Annotated in this window: 3 protein-coding genes; all 3 read right to left on the reverse strand. The window is 62.0% G+C overall.

The features are described from left to right. Positions 1 to 162 precede the first annotated feature (162 nt). Complete coding sequence (locus VGO04_RS08425) at positions 163 to 621, reverse strand: HPr kinase/phosphorylase (protein WP_327495495.1); 459 nt, start codon at positions 619 to 621, stop codon at positions 163 to 165. Beyond that, positions 618 to 2,405 (reverse strand): sensor histidine kinase, encoded by a 1,788-nt coding sequence (locus VGO04_RS08430; RefSeq protein ID WP_327495496.1) that lies wholly within the window; start codon positions 2,403 to 2,405, stop codon positions 618 to 620. The genes VGO04_RS08425 and VGO04_RS08430 overlap by 4 nt, the downstream gene beginning before the upstream one ends. A 195-nt stretch (positions 2,406 to 2,600) precedes the next feature. After that, the gene (gene chvI / locus VGO04_RS08435; protein ID WP_327495497.1) at positions 2,601 to 3,326 is read right to left on the reverse strand and encodes a two-component system response regulator ChvI; all 726 of its coding nucleotides are present in this window, start codon (positions 3,324 to 3,326) and stop codon (positions 2,601 to 2,603) included. Between the last annotated feature and the right edge of the window lie 385 nt (positions 3,327 to 3,711).

Raw genomic sequence — 3,711 nt, forward strand, 5'->3', positions numbered from 1 at the left:
GATCATGGGTATCTTCGCTCCAACTGCACACGCAATTCACTGATGGCCAGATATCGCAATGCAGCAATTTCGTCCACCTGTTGGGGAGGGCATCTTGGCAAGGAAAAGGCGAAGTGCAAGCCAAAAATGCCGAAAATCCAGTCGTACTGACCGTAAATCGGGCTAGAATCTTAGTTTTTCGGCAAGCAGTGCCCGTAGAATGTCCAGGACCATCGCGCCATTTTCAACGGGAACGCGAACAATTGGCAATGCTCGCCCGAGTGGCAGGGGCAAGGTTTCCGCTTCGGGCGGCAGGCGCGGGTCGAAAGGCGCGGTGACGGGCAGCAAAGCCCAGTCTATGACGGCCGCTGGAACGGTCTCCACGTTCCCGATGCCGCAACCGCGGATTTCGATCAGGCCCGATATGGAAGGCGGGCAGCGGGCAACGATCCGGCCGTGCTCCAGCGACAGGTCGACACGATCGTCGGCGACCAGCGCGGCGAACTCGCCTGCCTGTCGCGCAGCCGCGATGCAGGCGAGCGCCAGCCTCGACTTGCCGCTGCCGGAAGGACCAGTGATGAGGAAGCCGTGTGTCCCAAGCACGATGGCGGTGCCGTGGACATTGGCGCGCGGCGTCGTCACGCGTGCGGCTCGGCGGGCAGGGACAAGATGAACCGCGCGCCGTTGACGTGACCATCCGGTGCGATGATGTTCTCGGCCTTGAGCGTTCCGCCATGCGCTTCGGCGATCTGTCTCGAAATCGACAGGCCGAGGCCGGAGTTCTGGCCGAAGTCCTCACCTTCCGGACGGTCGGTGTAGAAGCGCTCAAAAATGCGGTCGATGTCTTCGGCCTGGATGCCCGGACCGTTGTCCTCGATGTAGACGAGGCAGCGCGAACGGGAGCGGGTCAGGCGCACGACGATCCGTCCGCCGTCCGCGGGAACGAACGAGCGGGCGTTCTCGATCAGGTTGGTGATGATCTGGCCGATGCGCAGCTCGTAGCCGTTGACCGCGAATCGCGCCTTCGGGCTATCCTTGCGGTCGATGACGAAATCGAGCAGCACCGCCTTCTTCTTGCTGCGGATCTGTCGCGAAATGTCGACGAGGTCGCCAAGAAGTTTTTCGAGATCGATGACCTTGGCGTCGCTGCGGGCAAGTTCCGCGTCGAGACGCGATGCATCCGAGATATCGCTGATCAGACGGTCGAGGCGGCGCACGTCATGCTGGATGACGTCCATCAGCCGCTTCTTCGATTCGTCCGTTCGTGCCAGCGGCAGCGTTTCGACGGCGCTGCGCAGCGAGGTGAGGGGATTCTTCAGTTCGTGGCTGACGTCGGCAGCAAAATTCTCGATCGCCGCGATCCGGTCGTAGAGCGCCGTCGTCATTTCCCTGAGCGCGACCGACAGGTTGCCGATCTCGTCCTGGCGCGAGGAGAAATCGGGGATTTCCTCGCGCTCCTTGGCGCCGCCGCGACGAACGCGCACGGCCGCCGCTGCCAGCCGCCGCAGCGGGTTGGCGATGGTCGAGGACAGAAGCAGCGACAGGATGATGTTGACGAGGGCGGCAACGCCGAAGACGCGGATGATCGCGAGCCGCTCGGCCTGGACGATCTTGTCGATATCGCCCGCCTGCGTGGAAAGCAGCAGAACGCCGAGCACGGCGCGGAAGCGCTGCACCGGCACGGCCACCGAAACGATGAGCTCGCCCTTCTCGGTGACGCGCTCGACATAGCCGCGCACGCCGGTCAGCGCGTTCGTCACTTCGGGATAGATCGCGCCGTTGCCACCCGGCGGTTCCTTGTAGAGCGGCAGGTTACCGGGCTGCAGCAGCTTGTTCAGCCAGCTGTTGAGTTTTTCGCCGATGCCGGTCGATTCGGGCTCGATCGGCGGCAGGTCGAAGCGCAGCACCTGGCCGCCGCTATAAAGATGGCGGGAATCGAGCAGCAGGTCGGCGTCCGCGTCGAACAGGCGGGCACGGGTGCGCGTCGGCGAGATCAGGCGCCTGAGCACCGGAGCCACGCGTTCCTGGATGATGGGAAAATCGAGATCCTCGTCGCTCGGCAGCGGCGTGATGCTTTGACCGGCCTGGAGTTCGAGGAGCTTCTCGGGATCGATCGTGATCGAGTTGGTGTCGACCGAGGCTGAGGCCGAGATCGCCCCGGCGATGATTTCGCCCTGGGTCAGAAGGCTTTCGACGCGCGCATCGATCAGCCCCTCGCGGAACTGGTTGAGATACATGATGCCGCCGACCAGAACGACGAGCGCCACCAGGTTGAAGAAGACGATGCGGCGGGTCAGGCTGGAGAAGACGGCATTGCCGAACAGGCGGCGGATCAGCGTGAAGGGATGCGCCCAGCGGCGCTGGCCCCCGTGTGCCTGCGCACGCCCGTCAAGATCTTCGATGTCGCCCTGCAAGACTTCTACCACGTGTCCCGCTCCCGCGCGGACTGTCCTTCACGTTTGTTCGTTTGCGACGGCGCTGCCAGCCGGTGGCGCCGTCTTCCATGATTCCGGTCCGAAGACTGCGGAGATCGCGACGAGCCTCAAGGGAGGCCAACGGCCATGCGCACCGTCGCGTCGCTTTGAATGCGCTACAATCGGCGCGATGGCAAGTCCTGCGGCTCAGGCCGTCTCGCGGAACCGATAGCCGACGCCATAAAGCGTCTCGATCATGTCGAAGTCGTTGTCGACCATCTTGAACTTCTTGCGCAGCCGCTTGATGTGGCTGTCGATGGTGCGGTCGTCGACATAGACCTGCTCGTCATAGGCGGCATCCATCAGCGCATCGCGGCTTTTGACCACGCCTGGGCGCTGCGCGAGCGAATGGAGGATGAGGAACTCGGTGACGGTCAGCGTCACCGCCTCGTTCTTCCAGGTGCAGGTGTGGCGCTCCTGGTCCATGACCAGTTGCCCGCGCTCGAGCGAGCGCGACGGTGCATCGGAAGCCTTGGCCGTGGTCGTCGGGTTGGCGGCTGCCGCTTCGCGGTTGGCGGCGCGGCGCAGGATCGCCTTCACGCGCTCGACGAGCAGGCGCTGCGAGAACGGCTTGGTGATGAAGTCGTCGGCGCCCATCTTCAGGCCGAAGAGCTCGTCGATTTCCTCGTCCTTGGAGGTCAGGAAGATGACCGGCAGGTCAGACTTCTGCCGAAGGCGGCGCAAAAGCTCCATGCCGTCCATACGCGGCATCTTGATGTCGAAGATCGCAAGTTGCGGTGGCCGGGCCAGCAGGCCCTCGAGCGCGGACGCGCCATCGGTGTAGGTCTCGACCTTGTAGCCCTCTGCCTCCAGGGCGATGGATACGGACGTCAGGATATTCCGGTCATCATCGACAAGCGCGATGGTCTGCATCGTGTTCAACTCCGTCTTTTGAGGTGCCGGCTCCGTCCCCGAAACTCCGGCATTCGCGAGTCACCGGTGCGTTAGTGAGTATAAAGGTGGAACAAATTGTGGCGAAGCGCAAAAAGCACCAATCCTTACGGTGGGATAGGTGCTCCCAGATGGCGCTGCGGGGAGCCCATTTCAACCGATTAAAAAAACTATAATTTTCTTTAAATCGATTAATATACTGAAATCATTATTCTTTTTTTGACGTCGCCTTGTTTTTGAGCGAGCATGCAAGTAAGGTCCGGCGAAATTCAACGCCAATGGCCAAACACGAAGGAAGCTTGACCATGGAGCAACTCGGCACTCGCAATCTGGCGAACGGCTTGGAAAAACTCGGCTTTACCGACCT

Source organism: Ensifer sp. (genome assembly GCF_035999185.1).
GTDB lineage: Bacteria > Pseudomonadota > Alphaproteobacteria > Rhizobiales > Rhizobiaceae > Ensifer.

Coding starts and splice junctions, on each gene's coding strand:
- chvI (WP_327495497.1), bottom strand. CDS start 3,326: ATGCAGACCATCGCGCTTGTCGATGATGACCGGAATATCCTGACGTCC.